The organism is Paraburkholderia phenazinium (genome assembly GCF_900141745.1).
GTDB classification, from domain to species: domain Bacteria; phylum Pseudomonadota; class Gammaproteobacteria; order Burkholderiales; family Burkholderiaceae; genus Paraburkholderia; species Paraburkholderia phenazinium_B.
The window spans coordinates 4,251,171-4,273,587 of the sequence record NZ_FSRM01000001.1; the positions used below are offsets into that span (position 1 = coordinate 4,251,171).

Here is a 22,417-nt window from a genome sequence, read left to right on the forward strand (position 1 = left end):
TTCATAAATTACGTTTCCGTCGGATGCTCGAGCATCCAACGCAGCGTTTCGCGAAGGGGAATGGGCTGAAGCGCCCCGATTGCAGTGCGAAGCTCGTTGTTGCTACCAATGAGCTTATGGACCTCGTTCGCTCGAACATAATCGAAGTTCACGCGTATTTCTGGATGGTGCACGGTAAGACCGCGCATGATCGCGATGATATCGAGCAGGGAATAGCCAACCCCAGAACAGACGTTGAATGTGCGCCCTGCGAATTTTCCCGTCAACAGTCGACTATAGGCGGATACGACTGTACGCACATCGGAGAAGTCGCGAATAACGTGAAGATTGCCTAGCTCAAGAACTGGCGCTTTATCACGGAAATGGGAGACTATTTTCGGCAACAGAAAATGACTGCTTTGACCCACGCCTGTGTAATTAAACGGCCGCGCAATGGTAATGGGAAGCTTGCCTTCCCACAAACGGGCAACAAACTCCATAGCGAGTTTGCTGATTGCGTAGTCGTTTGCAGGCTCGGGTTTGACCGACTCGTCAATCACTTCACGATCGGTGTTCCCGTACACATTGGCGCTGCTCGCGAGCAACACCGACTGCGGCTTGCAGCCGGACTTCGTCAAAGCTTCGAGCAGGTTTCGAGTACCGACGACGTTGGTCTGATAAACCTCGCCAACATCGCCGTGCCCGACGAACGCGATTGCAGCCAGGTGCACGACCGCATCTGGCTTCTCGATGGCCAGGGTTTGCGTCAGCGCCTCACGATCGAGCAGGTCACAGACGCGCATGCGCCACGCAGCGCTCGGATCTTCCTTGCGAGCCAATCCACATACTTCGTGACCATCGCGCATCAGTTCTTTCGCGAGATAGCGGCCCGTGAAGCCGTCAGCGCCGGTGATAAAAACCTTGGCCATATATCAGAACGAGGTGCCGGCCTCGTTTCGGCGAATGTCCGCCTCGACCATCATCTGGCACAACTGTTCGAGAGTGGTCTTCGGTTCCCAGCCGAGTTCATTACGCGCCTTGGCCGGATCGCCAATCAGCAGATCGACTTCGGCAGGCCGGTGGAACCTGGGATTGATCCGGACGATGGCTTTACCGGACTTGGAGTCGACACCGACTTCCTTGTCGTCTTGTCCCTGCCACGCGATATCGAAGCCTGCAGCACGACCGGCCATCGTGACAAAGTCGCGGACGGTTTCGGTACGGTTGGTGGCAAGCACATAGGTATCGGGCTTGTCGGCCTGAAGCATGCGCCACATGCCTTCGACATATTCTTTTGCGAAGCCCCAATCTCTCTTCGCATCGAGGTTGCCCAGTTCGAGCACGTCGAGCTTGCCAAGACGAACTTTCGCGAGACTGTCGGTAATCTTGCGCGTGACGAATTCCCGGCCGCGCAATGGCGACTCGTGATTGAACAGAATGCCGCTGCAGCCAAAAATGTTATAGCTCTCGCGATAGTTAACCGTCATCCAGTGTGCGTAGAGTTTCGCGACACCGTACGGACTACGCGGGTAGAAAGGCGTGCTTTCAATTTGAGGCACTGCCTGCACCTTGCCGAACATTTCGGAGGTGCTTGCCTGGTAGAAGCGAATCTCCGGATTGACGATGCGAATTGCTTCAAGAAGATTCAAGGCTCCGACGCCGGTAATTGCAGCGGTCGTAGCAGGCTGATCGAACGACACACCCACAAAACTCTGGGCCGCCAAATTGTAAATTTCTGTTGCTTTGGTTGTCTGAAGTAAACGGATGCTCGAGCCGAGATCAGTCAGATCGTGTTCGACGAGATGCAGGTTCGGATGGTCCGATGCCCCGACTTCCTCGATCCGCCAGAAATTCACGGAGCTGGTACGGCGATAGGTGCCATAAACTTCGTAGCCCTTTTCGAGGAGGAGTTGCGCCAAATAAGCGCCGTCTTGGCCAGTGATGCCAGTGATGATCGCAACGGTCATTTGCTATCCGGTTGAGTGATGTATCAATACTTTGCCGCTAACTTCCGATACCCATCGACTCAAGCTGTCATGAACGAAATCGGAAACGGCCGCTTCAGAATGATCGTGGCTGCGTACGAAACCGGGTTGAGACGTTTGCTTGCAGTCCCAAATCAGTTCGGCCACCCCGTCGTATGAGAACCGATGCAGCTTCAACCGCCGGTACGCACGCCCGCGAATTCTCCGAACTCAGCGATGAAGGCTTTGCAAGCGGGAAACGCCTCGGACGCAATACACCTTCTCCGCCGTCGTCAACAAACTTGCGACTACCGAGCATTAGGGCGAGCAGCGTCCATTTTTCAGTCTATGGCATGACACTATACCATCATCCTCCCCCACCACCGAAGCGCGGCGGGGGGGCTTAGAGGTAAGGCCCATGCGGCTCCGCAGGTCAGGAAGTTCTGACCCGCTTCGCTCGCCGCGAGTTCAGTCAAAACTCCTCGCATCACGCCCGGATTCGCATCATGCACTGTTACCGCGAACCAAAGGAGTCCTGCGCAGTCATGAATTCGCGCAGGATTCCTTTGCCCTACGCCACAGGTGTCCATGTGTTTATACGCGCAACCTACGCCCAGCTCATGTACTTTGGTGCCCGCCCTCGACCAGCCGCACAGGCTGTCTTATGTCATTCGGCATCGGCCTTATTGTTAGACCGAGGGCTATGGCGTGGCGCTTCCCTTAAGCTGAATATATGAAGATGGCCGCTCGACTGGGAGCGTTGAGGGACTGTCCCAATGGTGAGTCTGAACGATCATCCAATGATTCGGTAGTTGTGTCAAAGTTTCCAAGTTGCGTCCGTCGACATCAAAAGTAGTGTGGGCCTGCGGCTGTCGGGCGTTGTCGAGAAAGGACCCCATTCCTTTTTGGTTGGAACGAGGCGATCGAACCAGTTGGCTTCTTCCAGAGTCGCCCCTCGATGGCGTTGCTTAGGCGGCTATACGTATTCGGACATTCGCTTGATAGAATAACCGGTACAACAAACTTCCGGTCGTGCCGTGACATGCATCCGGGCTCACGGAGCCTACCTGACATCTTTGCCCCGGGAACACCGTGCGTGATACGATCATCCTAATGTAGAAAAGGCGCCCGCATGGATAACGGCTATCCGCTGCTTCCGGGACTAAGAAGCAGCAGCAGCACTAATACAACAAGGGTTGAAGTTGCCGCGAACAGACGATGCACGACGTCGTGGATAGATGCGCGGCATTCGAATCGAGCGTACAGCCGCAGGCGCCTGCAGTTTCGCAGCCGAGCGCCAGTGACTTCGGCTACCCATCGGGCTTGTCAATGCCACTGCCGTGCGGGCCGCCGCTACGGACGATCTGAGCGCAATACCAGCAGCGTTTAACGGTCGGCAGCATTTGGCATGATGGTAGCCGCGGTCACCCCGCACAACTGCTGGTTTCGATAATGATTGACCACGCCTGCCACGAGTTATCAGGGTGGCGTCGATCGCGGGCAGCAGTTTGCGTAACCTGATCCTGGTTTACGTCTGTAGGAATCAACGCGAGTAAGATGGCTTGCGCCTTGGTGGTGGGATGATGTTTTGAACCGAGTCGAGCGCGATCGTTGGGATTGGATCCTGTTTTTTGACCGATCCCATAGCACAAATGGAGGAGGAATCGACGAATGACACGGGACCAGTCGATGCGATCGGCACCTCGCCGTCTGGCCGGTGACACTTTGCGCAACCGGTCCCAGATGCCGCCTTCCTGCCGGTCGCTCAGGGGGAATCGGCAACTCATGTCCGTGCCGCAGCCTATTTCCTGCGCAAACATCTACCACGGATACCCTACCGCAGCACGAACCGGATGCCGGCTACGAACGGCGGCGGTTTGCGCTCACGGTAGGGGGCCGCCGAGGTCTGGGCTGCGGCATTAACGGCTCGGTCAAGGCCCACAGTTCGTCTTCGAGTATTGATTTATCCATGTCCTCTTCGCCAACGAAACAACGAAGAGGTTAAGAGAGTTCCACGCGGGTTAACAACCCCTAGGCTCATTTTGAAGCGTTTCTAATTCGCCGGCGGTTGAGCTTTCTTTTCGTTGGCCGTATTAACAGTAATTGGTGTCTTCCTCCAATGGATAATTCTACCCAAACTGGCTCGCCGAATCAGGCCACTCTTGACCGGCAAAAGGTCAGCGCGGTTGTCATCTCATTCAACCGCGTCAACCTGATCGATACGTGCCTCCGCGCGTTGGCCTTTGCCGACGAATTGATCGTGGTCGACAAGTCGTCCACTGATGGGACAGCGGAAGTGGCTGCATCGCTCGCGGATCGCGTAATTTCCGTGCCGTGGTCGCCGACCGTCGAGGATTCCCGAGCCTTCGCAGTCGAGGCTTGCACTTACGACTGGATCGTCTGTGTGGACGACGATGAGTGTCTGAGTGTGGAAGCAGCCAGGTTTATCGAGAGCGAACTCAGGCAGCCAAGAGCGGACGTCTATGCGCTTCCGCAACGGCACTACATCCTAGGCGTTCATGACGAGCGAGCCTATTATTGGCCTGAGTATCAACCGCGCTTCTTCCGGCGCGACGCAGTTGAATTTCGTCTGACAGTCCATGGCGGTACCCGGACGAAGACCGAATCCGTCTATAGGGTTCCGCCGGATGGCGGGGTCTGCATTCATCACCTGTCACACGAAAACGTCGCGCAATGGATCGAGAAGGCCAATCGCTATACGTCGAGGATGGACCGTCTACGCGATGACGACGGCGGGTATGACCTTGCCGCATATGCGCACGCGCGGATAGACGGTTGGCTGGGACAAACACAATCGGACGATCTCGGTGATTATCCTGCTGCAGTGGCCATGCTGCGCGCGGTGTATGACATCATTGATCGGCTAAAAGAGTGGGAACTTGAAGCTGGGCTAGATGGCGCGGCTCAGTTCCAGTCGATATGCCGCACTCTGCAGGAGCGCTACGCAGCTGAGTTGCCAAACCGCCGCCTAGGCAGGGGAGCTGCGTTGCTAAACCCAACCGGGATCAGCGCGCCCGCGCAAGTGGATCCACAAGGTTGTGACTCGTCCGCGGATCGGCGGGATCTTGCGTTGACCGTGTCGGCCCTTCGGGACGCTTTGCGGCATGTACGCGCCATGTCGGACGCGGCCAAACGCCAAGCTCGCGAATCGAACGCACTGGAACGTGCAAAGCTCCAGGCCGAAGCTGATCGAGCCGCTCTTGAGGCGGCTGCGAGGCAAAACCATCTCGAGGAGGCGCTTAATACTGCCCAAGCGGCCCTTGAGCAGATGCGGGAATTGATGTCACGTGCGCTTGCCGACCGCACACGGCGTACGAACGAACAGACCGGGGAAATCCAGGCGCTCAAGCTGCGGGTCGATAGGACCGAGGCGCAACGCGCCTCGGAAGCCGCCGCGAGACACGAAGCCGAAAGCCGCTTGGCTGCAGTACTAGCATCCAACGCGTGGAAAGTCACCGCTCCATTGAGGTCGGGGATTGAGGCGATGCGCCGGTCGGCCCATCTGCAGAAGGCCCGCGTCAATCTGTTGCGGCGAGCCGTCCGAGGTCGAGATCAGGAAGCGCGGCGAGTTCTCGTGGCCTCCCTGCGTCGCCGCATGGGTATGTATGCAGCCGCCGATGGATTTTCTGCGTTGAGGTCTACGCCACTGTCGAATAGCGCGCCTTCGGCACTGCTTCCGCATGAGTCCGTCGTCGCCTCCTACCCATCATGGTTGCATCGCCTCGATACCCCCGACATCGAGACACTTGAGATGATGAACGCTACCACAAACGCCCTGCCGATGCTCCATGTCCTGGTCAGATTCGCGCCTTCGTCGATTGCGTTCGCGGCCGATACCGTGGCTGCACTACAGCGTATGGTGGGGCTCCGTTGGAACGCTTTCTTCATCATTGACCCGCGTTGCAGCGAAAGCGCCGTTGCGGGCCTTCGGCTGACGATAGCCGGAGAGAGTCGGATTTCCGTCCAAACACCGACGCTCGAAAACGGAAGCTTCGTACTGCTGATCGAAGCTGGCGCGATGCCCCGTGCGCATGGGCCGAGGGTACTGGTTGATGCATTGATACGCGTCGAAGCGGGCGTGCTCGCTTATGCGGATGAGGACCAGTTACCGACGGAAGGGTCGCCCGAAAACCCATGGTTCAAGCCGGCGTTTTCCCGACTGCTGGCAAGGCAAGGCGTGCTGTTGGGACGAATGGTTGCTGTTAGGCTCGGGCCGGATCTCGCTGCCGATCTTCAGAGCCAGTTGTCAGACACCGGTCTTGCTTTTGACCAGATCGCTCGCGACCTCGCGTTGTCATTGGAAGATCGCCATATCGTACATGTGCCGCACGTCCTTTTCCATGATGTAATGCCCCCGGCTAGCCCGATCGATCTGCCACTCCCATCATTGCCTGATCCGCTTCCGGTCGCAAGTATCCTCATTCCGACACGGGACGGTTGGCATCTGCTCGGCCCATGCCTCGAGAGTCTGCGGACTACGGACTGGCCCGCGGAGCGGCTGGAGGTGATCGTCGTCGACAATGGTTCGACCGAAAGAGAAACGCTGGATGGTATGAGCCGCGCGGAGCGTGAAGGCCGAATTAGGGTGCTCCGTGATCCGCGTCCGTTTAACTATGCCCGCCTTAATAACGATGCCGCTCGTGCTTCGCGCGGCGACGTACTGGTCCTGCTCAACAACGATACAGAAATCATCGATCCGGCATGGCTGCGGAAACTAGTGGCCCATGCGATGCAACCGGGTATTGGCGCGGTAGGGCCAAAACTGCTTTACGGCGACAGGACGGTCCAGCATGCAGGCGTTATTCTTGGTATTCAGGGAGTCGCCGCGCACGCTCACCTGTCCCTTAGTGCGAACGCTGGAGGATACCAAGGACTGGCCAATCTCACCCACGAGGTTTCCGCAGTAACGGGGGCTTGTCTTGCTGTCTCGCGCGCGGCATTCGAAGAGGTGGGCGGACTGAGGGAAGAACTGCGAGTCGCGTTTAACGATGTCGTCTTCTGTCTGGATTTGCTCGCACGTGGAAGGAAGAACATCTATTTTGCTGAGCCGCTCGTCATGCATTACGAAAGCAAAACACGAGGCTACGACGACAAACCCGAGAAAGTTCAGCTTCTTCGCATGGAGGCACGGCTCGCCTGGGCCCGACATGCGGATCTGTTGCGCAACGATCCTTACTACTCGCCGAATTTGTCGATGGAGGTACCTTACGGGCTCTCGTTTGCTGCGCGCCGCCGCCCCGCATGGTCAGGGCTGGTGTCACGCCCGCTACGCGTCATGATGCTTTCGTCGACGCATGCGCGTGGCCACGGCGTCGCAGTCGTGATCAACCTGCAGGTTCGCGCGTTGCGCGCTCGTGGCCATGAGGTCATCATCGCTGGCGGCCTAGGCGAAAAAGACTTCGACTACGGCGATTGCCAGAAGGTCGCCGTGTACGATCCACGCTCTGCTGCGACGATTGCATCGGAACTTGGTGTCGACCTCATTGTTGCTCACACGCCTCCGTTCTTTGATGTTGCGCGCTGGACCGGCGCCTTTCCCCCGGTCCTCGCGTACGATTACGGCGAGCCGCCGCCGGAGTTTTTCCCAGACGCCGTCGCCCGCCAAGAAGTTCTCGACCACAAGGCGTTGAGCCTGAGTATCTGCGCCAAGGTGCTTGCAATTTCCGACGCCGTGGCGAAAGAGTCCATAACCCCGCCGGATGGCATCATTCCGCTCGGCAACGGTCACCTCGGGAGGTGGGGGCAGACCGGCGTTGACCGCCGACGCCGGACTCGCAAAGCGCGCGCCTGGGACGATCGTTTCGTAATTCTTAACGTTTGCCGGTTTCATAGCGGCGAGCGGTTCTATAAGGGCGTTGATCACTATGCGGAGGTCCGCGACATACTGCTGGCAATCGATCCGATACTCGCGGCTCGTACGCTCTTCGTGCTATGCGGTAAGGGCACTCCCGAAGACGTTGCTGAAATGACTGCACGTGGGTTGCACGTGATCGCGAACGTCAGCGACGAGGAAATGACAGACCTTTACGCTGCCGCAGACGTGTATGCGAACTTTTCTCGCTGGGAAGGATACAACCTGGGTATTGGCCAAGCTCTTGCGATGGGGTTGTCCGTCATAGCATCCGACATACCGGCGCACCGGGCCTTTGGTGTCAGCGTGACAAACGACCCGGTCGAAGCGGCGCTGCTATTGCGTGACCGGGCGAACGATCCCGTCGAACGTGTGCCGAAGGTGTGGGAGTGGGATAGACCGCTTGCCACATTCACTGATGAAGTGGAGGCGGCCTGCGTTGCTCGTGACGTCAGCGCTGCGCACGAGGCATAAGGGGCGGCATTGGGACAGGGGGGGGATGCTGTACGGAATGCGCCCGCTGCCGCGCGGACTATGCTGCGCGAACGTCACAGCGGACGGACTTCGGATCGGCGGCGGACGGCATGCGATTGAGCACCAGCACGCCGATAACTGCTTCGGTCTGTTGAGCGCTGGGGCCAAGCTCGTAGACACGGTCCGTTTACCGCCTTGTAGCAACTCGTCCTCGTTATGACCAGCATCCGCCGGCCATAACCGGTAGCGTTCTGCCTGTCCCGCAGCCCTTCGCCCGATCGCCTCGAGATGCTGATCGCCGTTGCGCTGGCGGGGCATTCTCGCGACCGCCCACGGCGGTTTGCGCAGCCGCGCGGTGTTGCGCGGCCGCCTGGTATGTCGGCACGCCTTTGTAGACACCGTCCGCGATGAATTGCCCGCCCTCACCTGGGATCTGATACAGGAGGGGCGCGACTTGAGAAACATCGCCCCTTCTTGATCGATGAGCGTGTACGCCACAATCTGCCCCATGCTTGCATCGACAGCCACTTGGAGCTTCCACTAGATGCGGCTCGACCGCATGCAGTGTTTCTAATGTAGCCACTGACTCGCCCCGTTAACCTGCAGCCCAAAGCTGTCGACGAGCACGTCCGGCGAACCGTCGGGCACGACGCGACTCTGACCCCATGCGCTGCTTCGTGCCCCGGACGAGAATCTGCTGATCGGGGATCGGCAACGTCAACCCCGTCGGTTGGGCACCGAGCCCAGATGACCAATGGCTTGCTGTAAAGGCACCCGCAGCACACTGGCCAACATCAAGATGGCCTCGATCGTCAGATCTGTATATCGAAGTTGGTCGCCTGGCGTGGTGCCGAGAGGCCGGCCACAGTACGCCAGTCCCTCAGGCGTGGCCCACAACATCAGCCCCCCGCAGAGCAGGCGCGCTTCGTACTCGGGCGGGCTTGTCATACGATGAGCCAACGTCGGAACGCGATGCTAGTGATCGGCGTTGTGCTCGCCCAGCGTGCGCCAGTTGCAGACAGGCCAGCCCGTCACCTTATTCTCTAGGTCTTTCATCAATTGATCCATGCACTAACGCTGCCATATGCCAATTTCAACACGTTTAGCCGCTGTACACTTTGGACCACGAAGTGAGACGGAGCAAAATGCGACGGTTCAAGCGTCGAACGGCCGAATCGCGGTGCTACTACTGGAGGCCATATAGGGCCTAGGTCGTGTAAAAATCCGATGTGGTAGCGTTGATGACTTTACTCGATCGACGACATACGTCGACGGTCCCATTTACCCCGTCTAACGGCTATTAGCTTGTTCGATCTCTTTGTGAGAGGACGAGGTGTTCGGGGCGCGTTAGGCACTTTGCACAATCTGTCCAGCATGAATGAGGGTGGCGAAGACGACGAAGTACAGGGTGCCGGGGTTTCATGCAATCGCTCGCAGTCGCGTGATAACCGCCCGAAGGGGGCGAGCCGGCCAAATCTGTGCTCGACCACCCAGCGGCAAGACAGCAGCACGAATCCCTTCTTCGCCTCGATGCAACCCGCGCCCAGCCAAGGTTGTGTTCGCTGCCAGACCGGTTCGCACGGGGAAAGTTAGCCGAAAACACGCGCCAGATGCATCGGCTCGCCGTTTAGCGCGGCGCGCTGAACACTTCGCGCAGTTCGCGTCACCGCTGCGGTGCCCGTTCGCTCATCAAGGTCACGTGCGGAGCGGCCAAGCTCTATTCCTTCGACGGAAACATACGTCAGGTATGGCTTGCGTTCTGTCATCCCGCCAAATTATCAGGTCTGAACGGAAGCATCTACACGCCCTAAGCCGATACCTAGCGACCGAGGTTAAAAAACTCCGTTAAAATCTACCGGTGTATGCAACCCTAGTACAACTTTTTTGGGCAATTCCATGAAGATCATTCCCGTCATCATTTGTGGAGGTGCGGGGACACGACTGTGGCCCGTGTCCCGCGAAGCCTTTCCGAAGCCATTGCTGAAGCTGGCGGACGGTCAAAGCTTGCTGCAGAAAACATTTCTGCGAGCGTCGCGGGTAGCGAACTCGGATGAAGTCGTGTTTGTCACAAACCGCGAGACCTATTTCCTCACAAAGGACGAATGCGTCGAAGTAGAATCCGGTATCTCACAACTAGGGTTCATTCTGGAGCCCACGGCTCGTAATACCGCTGGGGCGATTGCTGTGGCTGCGGAGGTCGTGCGTCAGCGGCACGGCCCCGATGCCATCATGCTGGTGATGCCGGCCGATCAATTGATCGAAGATCAGGCTGCCTTTGGGAGAGCCGTGAAGGACGCCGTAGGATCCGCACAGGAAGGTCGGCTAGTTACGTTCGGGATTCGCCCAACTGGACCGGAAACCGGCTACGGCTACATTGAATTCGAAACGCAGCCGCTGCCCGGCGCGCAAGGGGTGCACAAGGTCGTGCGTTTCGTCGAAAAGCCTGCATTGGATGTCGCCAAGGAACTAATAGCGGACGGCCACCACCTTTGGAACGCCGGCATGTTCTGCTTCACCGCCGAAACGATGCTCGCGGAACTGGCACGTCATGTACCAAGCGTGGCAGAACCGTCACTCAATGCGGTGAACGAAGCCAAACGAAGCACGTCCCAAGACGGCTACGCCATTGAGCTCGACAACGCGCAATTCAGCAAGTCCGAGAACATCTCCATCGACTACGCAGTCATGGAACGATCAAATAACGTGAACGTTGTGCCGTGCGAAATGGGCTGGAGCGACATCGGCTCGTGGCAATCGATCAGTGAGCTCACGCGCCCCGATGAACGCGGCAACAGGATTCATGGTGAGGCCGAGTTGCACGACGTTGATAACTGCTTCGTCCGCAGTGACGGCCGGCTGATCGGCATGGTCGGGGTCCACGACGTGATCGTGGTGGATACGGCTGACGCATTGCTGATCGCTGCTCGCGACCGCGCACAAGATGTGAAGCAGATCGTCGCGAAGCTCAAGGGAGCGAATCATGACGCGTACCGCCTGCACCGTACCGTGCATCGCCCATGGGGCACATACACCGTGCTCGAGGAAGGTGACCGGTTCAAGATGAAGCGCATCGTCGTAAAGCCAGGAGCGTCGTTGTCACTGCAGATGCACCATCACCGTAGCGAGCACTGGATAGTGGTAAGTGGCTGCGCGGACATCGTCAACGGAGAGCAGGTCATTTCACTGCAACCCAACGAGTCGACCTATATTCCCGCTGGCCACAAGCACCGTCTGATCAATCCAGGAGTGATGAATCTTGTCTTGATCGAGGTCCAGTGCGGTGAGTATCTGGGCGAAGACGATATCGTCCGGTTCGAAGATATCTACGGACGCGCGCCGACAACCTGAGTCGCGAGAAAGCACTCGTGATGCGTTCTCCGCAGTTTATGACGTCCTACCGCTACAGATCGAATGGCCGGTTCACCGACGTACCAGCTATCGTGAGATTGATCAGGCTAACGAATAGGCTGTTTCGTCATTAGTGAATGGTTTCGACGATCTCGATATGGTCACCGAGGACGCATCTCACGTTCCGAGTCATCAATCGATCTGCCTAAAGCACGGACGTAATGCTTTGCGTTCTGGCGGGACCTACGTTCTGGAGGATGTCCACACGAGCCACCCGTCGCACGATCAGTATCGGCAGGAATTCGGCGAGCGGCGCGGCCAAACAGCTTTATCGGTGCTGCTTGGCATAGACCACATGAGGCGCATTGGCGTCGGCGTCGACGACGACCGGCTTCTAGCTCTAGCCCGAGGCTCGCATTTCAATCTTAAAGGGCTTCGCAGCCTCTTTGCGCAGATTGATGTGATCTCGCTTTATCGTCGCGCTACGGTCCCAACTTCCTGTTGGAACTGCGGTTCCACGCGGTTCGACTATCACGAGATGAAGTGCGTGTGCGGAATTGATCTATTTGCCGAAGCTGACAGCATAACGATCGTGATCAAGAAGCGCTAGATCGATACCTCACCTCTTCACCAGCCCGTCAGTGCCAGTGCCTGTCTAGGTGGCGACCGAGTGCTTCGCGTCGAAAGCCTGCGATCATGTGAACGCCTCATTACCTATACTTCGGTGGCATATCCGCAGCGTTCCAGATCGCTGGCGAGTGCATACTATCGAGGCGAGTAGGCAGGAAGTAATGCTGGTACATTCGCAATAAAACAGACGCACTGCAGGCCCGCTGCTCGAATACCTCGTTTCGCTCGACAGACCGATTTATGCAAAACGATCGTCGCGAGCTTCGGTTGAAAGCCGAATGCTACGGCGAGATCGCTTCTGGCAGATGTTCGCAATTTATTTCATTGAGAAAATATCTCGCCGCTCAACCACCGACGCTTCAAGTGAATTCCGGTCCTCGCCAGCGTGACACAGTGCCGTCCCATGTTTATAAGTTCGTGTCAGTGACACTGATACGCTATCCAGCAGCCGTTGCCCGAGCCAGATAGAAATTGTTAAATTTTCTTATGCATCAAAATCGACCGTAGCGCTGGCGTTTGGATTAGCATGATGAGTTGGCACCGTCAACTTGCAGGTCTAAACAGCCAAAACACTTTTCCAGTCTTTCCCGGTACAGTTGCGTTCGTCCTCAGACGACAGCCAGAAAGATCAACATTTCGCACTCTTTATCGCAATGCAATTCGTACCTGACGCATCATCATCGCATGGCACCCTCATTGTCGTACTTGGCATGCATCGGAGTGGTACAAGCGTGACAACCCGAGCTCTGGAGACAATGGGCGCCGAATTCGGCGAACGATTGCTACCGCCGATAGCAGGAATCAATGATAAGGGATTCTTTGAGGACGTCGACATTAATCGGATAAACATCGAACTTATGACCGCGGCGGGCACGAGTTGGCACACTGCTGGTCCGATAGATCTCGGCACGATCGATAGGAAAATCATTGAACACCAACAGAAAGCTGCGCTTGAGCTTCTAATGAGTAAGACAAAGGGAAGAACTTTTGCCCTGAAAGATCCACGCATGGCGCGACTGCTGCCATTCTGGCAAACAGTCTTCGACCTCTTGAGCATTCGGGTTGCCTATGTGGTCGCGGTAAGAAATCCAATGAGTGTATGTCGCTCGCTGCAAACCTGGAATAAGTTTTCCGATGAGAAATGCTATCTACTTTGGCTTGCGCATACCGTCCCCGCACTTCGCGCAACAGAGGGGCGACATCGAACGCTGGTGGACTACGACCAACTCCTCGACCACCCACGAGCGCACCTATTGAGAATGGCGAATGATTTGAATTTGCAGCTCGACCATGAGCGGGTAGTTAACTTCGCGGAAGAGTTTCTCGATGCACCGCTTAGACATTCACGCTTTTCAATGGGAGATCTGGACACTCTCGGATCAGCGGCCAGACAAGTTAGAGACTTGTTTTACGCGGTGCAAACCTACATTGCAAATCCTAACAATGACACCTCGTCAGATTATTTGAGCGCGCTTTCTGCCGCAGAGTCTTATCTCAACGATATCGCTCCAGCTCTAAGATATCAGTGGCGACTCGAGCAAGAAATTGAGCAGTTGGATGCTAGTCTTAGGAATGCCTTAGAGCAGGGCGATAGTCTTAATAAGACACTCCGTGACCAGCGTGAATCTATTAGCTCGCTGGAAGGAAACATAGCCGAGGCCCGCACGGCCTTGAAAAGTGCGCATCGCTTGCTGGCCACGATGGAGCAGTCAATGTCGTGGCGGATAACAGCACCACTAAGACGTATTCGTCGGCAGCTTTTCCGAACCCACTGAGCAAACCGCGGCTCTCATTGGCTCCAGCGGTGTGCGACCTGACCAAACGTTGCCGGACACGATGCAGTGGCACCAACGATTGCTGCTCCACGCCCTTGATCGCTTGATCGGCAAAAGCGCATGTTTGACAGAGCGACGGCCTCCGAAGAGCGCTTCCGCGTCAGTCGCGTCGTTTTTTGCATATTTCGGCGAACGTGACCGCCGATTTCGGGGACGTGACCGGTTTGGCCGGATGGGCGTTGCGCGGTATCGATTGTAGGGTTTCGTGTCAGTTCTGGTCGAGTTCGGGATCCAAGTTTTTGGGGTTGAGAGATGCCTTTCGAAGCGAGCCGCCGGCAAGCGTGATCCGGTGATGATGCTGCAAGAGACGGTCGAACATTGCATCGGCGACGGTTTCGTCGCCGAATCTATCCATGCCAGTGTTCAATCGGTAGCTAGCTGGTGACGATAGTGGCTTTGCCCGCCGAACGGTCATCGATCATCTCGAGCAGATCATTTCGAACCATCTCATCAAGGGGAGCCATTACCCAGTCGTCCAGTAGGAGGACGTCAACGCGCGCGATCTGCAGCAGCCATTTCCTGAAACCGCCGTTGCCGCTCGCCTCTGCAGATCGCCCATGATCAATCTATTGCACAAAAGCTCTTGATCCATACTCGGTCAGATGCGCCAGTCTCCGATGGTCATGGTATTGAAAAGAAAATATCTTCAAACCCGAACGGGCGCCCCCGTAATCGGTAACAGCTCTGCGGCGAATGCGATGCGCCTTTCGTCCGGCTCCCCACGTGGTGTTGAAGTCAAGCTCTCATAGCGGAATTCCGCACCCCATCATCGCCATCGCACCAGAACCCGCGCATCGACCGCAGCTAACTCGAAGCTACGTCGCGCCCCAACGCCTCAACCCGAGGCGGCCACGCAAGACTAAAGTCTTCATAATCCAACGTCAGGTTCGGACTATAAGCGGGATCCCTCGACAGCACCTCGCCCCAACGCTGCTGCATGTAGGCAATTTCCGTCAAAAACTGCACCCGCCTTTGAGGATTGATCTCATCGCCACGCGTCGCCGACTCATGATGATAAAGCTCAGCATAGGGTGTCCAGACGTTGCGATAGCCTGCTTCCCGAATGCGCAAGCAAAAGTCGATATCGTTGAATGCGATCGTCAGGTCTTTTTCGTTTAGTCCACCGACTTCCTGATAGATTGATTTGCGTATGACGAGGCATGCAGCTGTTACCGCGGAATATGAACCGATCAGACAGGTTCTTCCGAAGTAACCATAAGCCGGCCGTTGAGCATGTTTGTTTGCGTGTCCCGCTACGCCTGCAATGCCGAGCACAACCCCACCGTGCTGCAATGTATCGTTGGGGTAATACAGTTTTGCCCCGACGGCCCCTACCCCCGGTTGCAGCGCGAGGCTCACCATTTCGGAAAGCCAGTCCGGTGAAATAACCTCGATATCGTTGTTGATCAGGGCGACCAGTTCCCCTCTCGCCTGCGCAACAGCTGAATTATTCAATGCTGAATAGTTGAATGGACTGTCGTCGCGTAGCACGCGGATCCGTGCATCCTCACCTAGCGACTCGAAGTAGCGCAGCGCTTCAGGATCGTCCGAACCGTTATCGACAACAATAATTTCGTAGTTCGAGTAAGTGGTCTTGCCGACAATGCTATCAATGCACTGCCGCATCAGCTTCAATGCGTTCCGTGTCGGGATGATGAGACTAACCAGCGGCAACGTTGCCGGTAATGAGTAATGCGCGTGGTAGCCTCGTGTAATCCATTCGACGCTGGCCGCCACCCCTCGCCTTGCAAAGTGCTCGTTGAGCGCACGCTCGCCAGCCAGTGCCGCGTATGGCTTAGCATCAGCCCCGCCAGCTGTGCTTTCGGCATGAACGCGCCAGTGGTAAAGCACACGTGGAATGTGATGGATCGCATCGTCGTCAATATGCTCGATACACCGCAGAACCAGGTCGTAGTCCTGCGAACCCTCAATGCCAATGCGGAAACCTCCGACGGTATCCAGCAGTGCCTTATGGTAGACGCCGAGATGACTGAAGAAATTCTGCGAGTAAAACAAGTCCCGATTCCAATCGCACTTAAAGTACGGATCGTGACGACGACCCGCAGCATCCATTTTGTCTTCGTCTGAATAAATCAGCCGCGCCGAAGGATTCGCAACGATCGCATTGGCCACGCAATACAACGCGTGCTCCGGCAACAGGTCATCGTGATCCAGCAGAGCAACCCAGTCCCCGGTAGCAAGCTGCAATGCGCTATTCGACGCTGCGGAGATATGTCCGTTCTGCTCCCGAAATATCACCTTGATCCGTGAATCTTCGCTAGACATCTGCTCCAGCAGTGGACGAATCGCCGGATCGGTTGATAAATCGTCGGCAATGCAAAGCTCCCAGTTGGGATACAACTGATTGCGTATCGATTCGATCGCCTCTTTCAACCATTCCGGTTTTGGGTTGTACGTCGGCATCACCACCGAGATAAGCGGCCTGTCAGGCATTACCGCAATCCGCTTTTGAATCGCCGCGCGCTGTTCGTCGTCTATGCAGTCGTAGCGCTCAATCCACTCGTCGTAGTCATTTCGCTTGGCGCTCTCTTGCGATAAGTCTCTACGCTGGCGAAATCCATTCCGCAAACCCGAAAAGCCCTCTCTGCGATACAGGCTGACCACCTTGCGGATCATGGGCTTGAATCCACCGCTTGCGCGTACGGCGCGCCCCACCACTCCCGTCAGATGCCTTATCCGCAACAGGCTGGCTCCGGGCCAGCGCAACGGTGCCGTCACACGCCAGCTAACCGAATGAAGCAAAACGTCCATTTTCTGCTGGAGGCTGGCGAGGCCTGCGTCGCGTCGGGCAACGTCGTCCTGCAAGAAGAGAATCTGCCGCTCAAGTCTCTTGACGTTTTGCTGCAAGTCAGAGTTTTGGGCAGCAGGTAACTTACGGATGACGCACGCCGAGTTAACAAACTCGACCGAATGAATCGACTCCAGCAACTTGAAAAACGCGATCGGGGAGTCAGCATGATGTCGGCCACCATCAAGATCTTGCTCGTCAGCACGATGGAGATCTTCGACAAGAAAGATCCCCCCGTCTTCGAGTTTCGGGAAGTAACGCAGGAACGATTTGACGATATCGCCCGACGCATGTGAAGCATCGGCAATGACAATATCGAAACGCTCCGCGTGATTGGCGATGGCCAGCACGGTCTCGTCCAGATTCGCATCACCGACGACCATCGCGATTCGCGGATCGGAACCAAGGCCAGCGCTCTCCGGATTAATATCGCAGCCAACTAGCTTGTTCGCATTTCTAAAGAATTCCGACCATATTTCAAGCGACCCACCGTTCCGGACGCCTATCTCGAGAAGGTTGATCGGCCGGTCGCGATACGCAGCAAGAATTCGATCGTACTCTGCAAGGTCACGTGATTCTGTGTCCGACACCTTTCCACGGCGCTGCAGATATAGTTGTTCTAATGTTTTCATCGTGGGAGGGGCCACAGATAACGTCGCTTGCTCACTCAGTCCTGCGCCTCGTACTGGGACACCACTTCTTCGACCGGACCAAATGCGCGCACGTGGCCCCGCTCCATCCACAAGGCCTTGTTGCACACTTTGCGGATCTCCTTGTTCGAATGCATCGCCAGTACGACGATTTCGGCACGGCTATGCAGGTCCGCGAGTCGCTCTTCGGCCTTGTGCATGAACGATGCGTCACCCACGCCCATCACTTCGTCAAGGAGAAGGATCTCCGCATCGACTGCGGTCGATACCGCAAAAGCCAGTCGCACGCGCATACCGCTCGAATAGGTACGCAGCGGCAGATCAAGATAATCACCCAGCTCAGAAAACTCCGCGATCGATTGCTGCTTTGCGCGGATCTCCGCATCCGACATGCCAAGAAGCAGGCCACGCAGGCGAATGTTTTGCATCCCCGTAGAGTTCTCGTCCATCCCGAGACTGATGTCGAGCAACGGCACGATCTTGCCTGTGCTGACGACCGACCCGACCGTCGGAGAATAGATCCCCGCCATCATGCGAAGTAAGGTAGACTTTCCGGCACCGTTGCGGCCGATCAGGCCGATCCGATCGCCCTTCTCGAGACGAAGATCGACGTTGTTGATTGCGCGGACGACCACAACACCGTCAGTGCCCTCTGCGATAGTGTTCCGACGGCCCATGCGCAGCACTGTCTTCTTCAGCGAACGGCCCTGCACGTCGTAAATGGGCAAGTCGAGCGTCGCGCCCTTGAGTTCGATATACGCCATGATTTGCCTTCTTAGACCCAGTACGGAATGCGTTTCAAGTAACGGCCAGTCAGTGCGAGCGCAAAGATCCAGCCAAAGACGGCCATACCAATTGCCACCCCCCACGTTATGGGAGTCGGCCATTCGCCAATCAGCGGCGCACGCACCAGCTCGATCAGATGCGCGAGTGGATTCAGCCTGACGATGAGAGAAAAGCGAGTCAACGCAACCGGGCGAAAGATGATCGGTGTCACGTAAAACGCGATCTGCATGACCGCCGCGATGATTTGCGGCAAATCGCGGAAACGCGCAGACAGCAAACCCGCTACCATCGCGATCCAGAGTGCATTGATCATGTAGAGAATCAACGCCGGAATGAAGACAGGCAACGTCACCCAACTCTTCACGCCGAAAATGCACAACAGCAGCAGGACGATCAGAAAATTGTGCGCAAGAATCACGAGGTTGCGCCAGACCACCTGCAACATAAAGATCAGTTTCGGCGTCGCCGCTTGTCGGATGTAGGCGGTACTGTTGATATACGCCGTACTGCCTTCGGTAATGGTCTGCGAGAAGGTACCCCACATCACAAGACTGATAGCCAGATACGGAAGATAGTCGCTCATCTTCTGGCCGAACAGCGTGCCATAGATGATACCGATCGAACCGATCAGCACACCCGTGCTGATCGTCAACCAGAACGGCCCGACCCGCGAGCGTGCATAGCGCTGCCGCACTTCCAACCAGCCCAGCAGCGTCCATAGCCGCCATGACGCGATGCTTTCTTTGAGATCAACAAATCCGAGACTAAACATTGTGGACTTTTAAGTATTTTCGATTAAGGGGTACAACGCCATAGCGTGTGACGCTCACTAATTTCAATGTTGCTCCAGAGCACCCATGCGACCGATCAATCCATGCCAGATACCAGTCAGAGCCATCCGCAGATGACCCAGACGCGGCTGCAGGAATAACCCATAGATCGCAAGGCGAAACGGAAACTTGATGAGCTCCGTGGACTTCCACGTGCACGGAACATAGCTACGCTTGATCAACGCAACCGCGTTCCGAAACAGATAATAATGACGCAGCGGACTATGGCTCGGATACAGCCGTCCGAGAACGCGCACCGGCTCGCCACCCAGTTCGTGAGCGAGCCGCAACTCGGGTGCGCCGAGCACCGCGAAACCCTTCGCGCGCGCCCTGATGCACCACTCCAGATCGACGAAATCGATGAACAACGCGTCGTCCATAGGGCCAACTTCCTGCCACGCGGCCAGATTGATGCACGAACCCGAGCTGATCAAAAAATCAACATCGATAGGCGTGACACCAACCGGTGGTATCCGGCGCAGCTTCAGATACCCAAAGCGTACGAACGGCGCCACGTCGCCAAGACGCAGGTCCTCGTACGCCGGACCAATTAACGCCACACGCTCGTGGCGACGCAACGCCTCTTCAAGCAGGCGCGGCAATCCGTCAAGCAACTGCCTTGACGGCTCACTGTCCTGGTCAAAAAGAATCGCGGCATCGAAGCCAGCATCAATCAGCGATGCCACGCCCTGATTGATGGCCGTAGCAATGCCAAGATTTGCGCCGTTAGGTAAATAACTGACGGCAGCAGATAGGCCCACCTCGCTCGACGTCCGCACTGAAGGACTGTTGTCGACAACCACGCAATGCATCACCTCGGCGAGCCGGTTGGCCCGCGCGATGCACGCGGAATCCGGGTTGTAGAAAACCACAACCGCGCCAGTGCGTAACGTGTAAAGATCGCCGCTCAACGCGCCGCCATGCATAGACGCAACGCTTCGCGCCAGTCCGGGGCACGGACGCCGAACGCGTTGGCGAGCTTGTCGTTCGAAATGCGCGAGTTAGCGGGTCGCGCCGCCGGCGTCGGATACGAAGCGGCCGGAATCGGCTTCACGGTCGGCTTTTTCGATAAATCCGAAAATTCGAAAATCGCCTCGGCAAAACCATGCCACGAAGTGGCGCCGGAAGCCGTGAGGTGATAGATGCCGGAGTGTTCTTGCCACCAGTCGCCCTCACCGACTGCCGCGGCTTGTGCCAGCACATTCGCGCTCAACGCCGCAATCGTATTCGACCAGGTGGGCGCGCCGATCTGATCGGCCACCACGCTCAGTTCTTCGCGCTCCGCGCCGAGGCGCAGCATCGTCAGCAGAAAATTCTTGCCGCGCGTGCTGTACACCCAACTCGTGCGGAATATCAGATGCGCGCACCCCGACGCCGCAATCGCCTGCTCACCGGCCAGCTTGCTTTTGCCATAAACGTTCTGAGGATTGACCGCATCGCTCTCGACGTATGCGCCGTTCTTGGTGCCGTCGAACACATAGTCCGTGGAGTAGTGAACGAGCGCCGCGCCAAGCCGCTTTGCCTCTTCGGCCAGCACGCCTGGCGCTTCGGCGTTCAGACGCATCGCAGCTTCGACATCGGTTTCCGCTTTATCGACTGCCGTATGCGCAGCAGGATTCACGATCAGATCAGGTTTCACCTCGCGCACGACGCGCCGCACCTGATCCAGATCGCCAAGGTCCAGCTCCCTGCGATCCAGCGCGACGACTTTACCCAGACCTTGCAGGCTGCGCGCCAGTTCGAAGCCGACTTGCCCATTCACACCGGTTAGCAGGATGGTTTGCTCTTCACGCTTTGTCACCACAGACCTCACGCGAAATGCTCGGCTTCCGCCAACCGTTTGCCCGCCGCGTCCTTCGCAGCCAGCAACGGTTCGCTGTTGATCGGCCATTCGATGCCAACCTCCGGATCGTTCCAGACGATGCTGCGCTCGTGTTCGGGGTACCAGTAATCCGTCGTCTTATACAAGAACTGCGCGGATTCAGAGAGCACAACGAAACCATGAGCAAAACCCGGCGGAACCCACAGTTGCCGATGATTCTCCTCCGACAGCGTCACGCCCACCCACTTGCCGAAGTTCGGCGAGCTCTTGCGGATGTCCACCGCAACATCGAACACCTCGCCTTCCACGACGCGCACCAACTTTCCCTGCGCATGCACGATCTGATAATGCAAGCCACGCAGCACACCTTTTGCGGAACGCGAATGATTGTCCTGAACGAACTCGACACCCGGCGCAACGTGCTCGGAGAACTCCCGACCGTTGAAGCTCTCGTAGAAGAAGCCACGCGCATCGCCGAACACCTTCGGCTCGACAATCTTGACTTCCGGCAGCGCTGTAGCAGTTACTTGGATGGCCATGCGACTTGGTCCGTAAGAATGGTTTGCAGATACTTTCCGTAGGCGTTCTTCGCGAGCGGTTTGGCAAGCGCTGACAACTGCTCCCCATCAATCCACTGCTGCCGGTAAGCAATCTCTTCCGGGCACGCCACGACCAGGCCCTGGCGCTTTTGCAACGTGGCAATAAACGTCGCGGCTTCGATGAGCGAATCATGCGTGCCGGTGTCGAGCCACGCAAAACCGCGTCCCATGATCTCGACGTTGAGTTCGCCCTTTGACAGATAGCGAGAATTGACATCCGTAATTTCAAGCTCGCCACGCGGCGAAGGCTTGATATCGGCCGCAACATCGCACACCTGCTTGTCGTAGAAGTACAACCCCGTCACTGCGTAGTTGGAGCGCGGATTGGCCGGCTTTTCCTCGATCGACAGCGCGCGAAACTGTTTGTCGAATTCCACCACGCCATAGCGCTCGGGGTCGTGCACGTGATACGCGAACACAGTCGCACCTTGCTCCTGCGCGTTGGCGCGCTCGAGCTGCTTGGCGAGATCGTGGCCGTAGAAAATGTTGTCGCCAAGGATCAGCGCCGAAGGATCATTGCCCACGAAGTCCCGGCCAATGATGAACGCCTGAGCCAGACCGTCAGGCGTCGGCTGAACCGCATACTGGATATTCATGCCCCACTGGCTGCCGTCGCCCAGCATGGCTTCGAAGCGCGGCGTGTCCTGCGGCGTGGAGATGATCAGCACGTCGCGGATGCCCGCTACCATCAGCGTCGACAGCGGGTAGTAAATCATCGGCTTGTCGTACACCGGAAGCAGTTGCTTCGAAACGACGTGGGTGATCGGATACAGGCGCGTACCCGATCCTCCCGCGAGAATAATGCCTTTGCGCGCCATG

15 protein-coding genes and 3 pseudogenes are annotated in these 22,417 nt (G+C 56.9%); 4 read left to right on the forward strand and 14 right to left on the reverse strand.

What is annotated here, in order from left to right:
* Positions 1–8: 8 nt before the first annotated feature.
* The 3 genes and pseudogenes from BUS06_RS19070 to BUS06_RS38795 form a co-directional block, all read right to left on the reverse strand.
* Positions 9–908, reverse strand: a complete 900-nt coding sequence (locus BUS06_RS19070; protein WP_074265668.1) for an NAD-dependent epimerase/dehydratase family protein — start codon at positions 906–908, stop codon at positions 9–11.
* A 3-nt stretch (positions 909–911) separates the two neighbouring features.
* Positions 912–1,946 (reverse strand): GDP-mannose 4,6-dehydratase, encoded by a 1,035-nt coding sequence (gene gmd / locus BUS06_RS19075; protein WP_074265669.1) that lies wholly within the window; start codon positions 1,944–1,946, stop codon positions 912–914.
* 1,140 nt (positions 1,947–3,086) lie between these two features.
* A pseudogene (locus BUS06_RS38795) lies at positions 3,087–3,914 on the reverse strand (transposase).
* A 148-nt stretch (positions 3,915–4,062) separates the two neighbouring features.
* Here BUS06_RS38795 and BUS06_RS19085 point away from each other — a divergent pair.
* Positions 4,063–8,289 carry a glycosyltransferase gene (locus BUS06_RS19085; protein WP_074265670.1) on the forward strand — a complete coding sequence of 1,409 codons (4,227 nt, stop codon included), beginning with the start codon at positions 4,063–4,065 and terminating at the stop codon, positions 8,287–8,289.
* A 1,347-nt stretch (positions 8,290–9,636) separates the two neighbouring features.
* Here the strand turns inward: BUS06_RS19085 and BUS06_RS38800 are convergent.
* Positions 9,637–9,818 (reverse strand): annotated as a pseudogene (locus BUS06_RS38800) (transposase); the annotation flags it as partial.
* 367 nt (positions 9,819–10,185) lie between these two features.
* Between BUS06_RS38800 and BUS06_RS19100 the strand changes: the two are divergent.
* From BUS06_RS19100 to BUS06_RS19110, 3 genes are all read left to right on the forward strand, one after another.
* Positions 10,186–11,637: a mannose-1-phosphate guanylyltransferase/mannose-6-phosphate isomerase gene (locus BUS06_RS19100; RefSeq protein WP_074265671.1), complete on the forward strand. Its 1,452-nt coding sequence runs from the start codon at positions 10,186–10,188 to the stop codon at positions 11,635–11,637.
* A 157-nt stretch (positions 11,638–11,794) separates the two neighbouring features.
* A complete protein-coding gene (locus tag BUS06_RS19105) occupies positions 11,795–12,247 on the forward strand; it encodes a hypothetical protein (protein ID WP_143787555.1) in 453 nt (150 codons plus the stop codon).
* 775 nt (positions 12,248–13,022) lie between these two features.
* Positions 13,023–14,042, forward strand: a complete 1,020-nt coding sequence (locus BUS06_RS19110) for a hypothetical protein (RefSeq protein WP_074265673.1) — start codon at positions 13,023–13,025, stop codon at positions 14,040–14,042.
* 268 nt (positions 14,043–14,310) lie between these two features.
* Here BUS06_RS19110 and BUS06_RS38805 read toward each other — a convergent pair whose 3' ends face one another.
* The 10 genes and pseudogenes from BUS06_RS38805 to rfbA all read right to left on the reverse strand — a co-directional run bounded on the left by BUS06_RS38805 (position 14,311) and on the right by rfbA (position 22,416).
* Positions 14,311–14,457: an ATP-binding protein gene (locus BUS06_RS38805; protein ID WP_254368921.1), complete on the reverse strand. Its 147-nt coding sequence runs from the start codon at positions 14,455–14,457 to the stop codon at positions 14,311–14,313.
* A gap of 19 nt (positions 14,458–14,476) precedes the next feature.
* The gene (locus BUS06_RS38810; protein WP_438803539.1) at positions 14,477–14,668 is read right to left on the reverse strand and encodes an ATP-binding protein; all 192 of its coding nucleotides are present in this window, start codon (positions 14,666–14,668) and stop codon (positions 14,477–14,479) included.
* A gap of 238 nt (positions 14,669–14,906) precedes the next feature.
* Positions 14,907–16,805: a glycosyltransferase family 2 protein gene (locus tag BUS06_RS19120; RefSeq protein WP_438803540.1), complete on the reverse strand. Its 1,899-nt coding sequence runs from the start codon at positions 16,803–16,805 to the stop codon at positions 14,907–14,909.
* Positions 16,806–17,135: 330 nt separating this feature from the next.
* Positions 17,136–17,543 (reverse strand): annotated as a pseudogene (locus BUS06_RS38235) (class I SAM-dependent methyltransferase); the annotation flags it as partial.
* Between the two features lie 35 nt (positions 17,544–17,578).
* Positions 17,579–18,325 (reverse strand): ABC transporter ATP-binding protein, encoded by a 747-nt coding sequence (locus BUS06_RS19125; protein ID WP_074265675.1) that lies wholly within the window; start codon positions 18,323–18,325, stop codon positions 17,579–17,581.
* 11 nt (positions 18,326–18,336) lie between these two features.
* The gene (locus BUS06_RS19130; RefSeq protein ID WP_074265676.1) at positions 18,337–19,119 is read right to left on the reverse strand and encodes an ABC transporter permease; all 783 of its coding nucleotides are present in this window, start codon (positions 19,117–19,119) and stop codon (positions 18,337–18,339) included.
* A 63-nt stretch (positions 19,120–19,182) separates the two neighbouring features.
* A complete protein-coding gene (locus BUS06_RS19135) occupies positions 19,183–20,103 on the reverse strand; it encodes a glycosyltransferase family 2 protein (RefSeq protein WP_074265677.1) in 921 nt (306 codons plus the stop codon).
* Positions 20,085–20,978: a dTDP-4-dehydrorhamnose reductase gene (gene rfbD, locus BUS06_RS19140; protein ID WP_074266192.1), complete on the reverse strand. Its 894-nt coding sequence runs from the start codon at positions 20,976–20,978 to the stop codon at positions 20,085–20,087. The genes BUS06_RS19135 and rfbD overlap by 19 nt, the downstream gene beginning before the upstream one ends.
* 8 nt (positions 20,979–20,986) lie before the next feature.
* The gene (gene rfbC / locus BUS06_RS19145; RefSeq protein ID WP_074265678.1) at positions 20,987–21,538 is read right to left on the reverse strand and encodes a dTDP-4-dehydrorhamnose 3,5-epimerase; all 552 of its coding nucleotides are present in this window, start codon (positions 21,536–21,538) and stop codon (positions 20,987–20,989) included.
* Positions 21,523–22,416: a glucose-1-phosphate thymidylyltransferase RfbA gene (gene rfbA, locus BUS06_RS19150; protein ID WP_074265679.1), complete on the reverse strand. Its 894-nt coding sequence runs from the start codon at positions 22,414–22,416 to the stop codon at positions 21,523–21,525. Before rfbA ends, rfbC begins: the two co-directional genes overlap by 16 nt.
* Between the last annotated feature and the right edge of the window lies 1 nt (position 22,417).